The sequence below is a fragment of the Psychrobacter sp. AOP5-GZ1-6 genome (genome assembly GCF_052376345.1).
GTDB lineage: Bacteria > Pseudomonadota > Gammaproteobacteria > Pseudomonadales > Moraxellaceae > Psychrobacter.
Map to the genome: position 1 here is coordinate 1 of NZ_JBQSVP010000344.1, position 465 is coordinate 465.

Annotated in this window: 2 protein-coding genes; both read right to left on the bottom strand. The window is 41.3% G+C overall.

Annotated elements, in window-relative coordinates; all coding sequences use genetic code 11:
- On the bottom strand, window positions 1-251 hold a 251-nt coding region (locus ACT3RN_RS16125), incomplete at its 3' end, for an OmpA family protein (RefSeq protein ID WP_444518870.1).
- 9 nt (window positions 252-260) lie between these two features.
- On the bottom strand, window positions 261-465 hold a 205-nt coding region (locus ACT3RN_RS16130; protein ID WP_444518871.1), incomplete at its 5' end, for a hypothetical protein.

The following is a 465-nucleotide window of genomic DNA, read 5'->3' on the forward strand; positions in this document are numbered from 1 at the left end:
CGGTTACGAGTACGCCCTTCTTCATTGTCATTGCTAGCGACAGGATCTGCGTCTCCTTTACCTGTCGTACTGAGGCGAGCAGCATCGATGTTTCGACCGATAAGATACTGCTTGACGGCTTCAGCACGATCGTTGGATAAGACCAAATTAGCACTAGAATTACCGACGTTATCTGTATGCCCAGTGATGGTGACCGGCTTGTCACCAAGACTATGTCTATGGATTTGACAGCAGGGGTTAAGTTTAACCATGTTCAATTGTTAACTGATTGTCAGCGTCATTAACATTTTTAGGTTACATTCTGCTATATCATATTTAGTTCTATTTGCACCCCAAAGTTCAAATAAGATGCCGTCATGGCGAATATAAGTATGTATAGTTTCATTATCACTCAACATCTCATTACTCCTAACTTTAGCCATATATTGCTGATAAAGCTGATCTAGTATTGCAGCAGCTTTATCG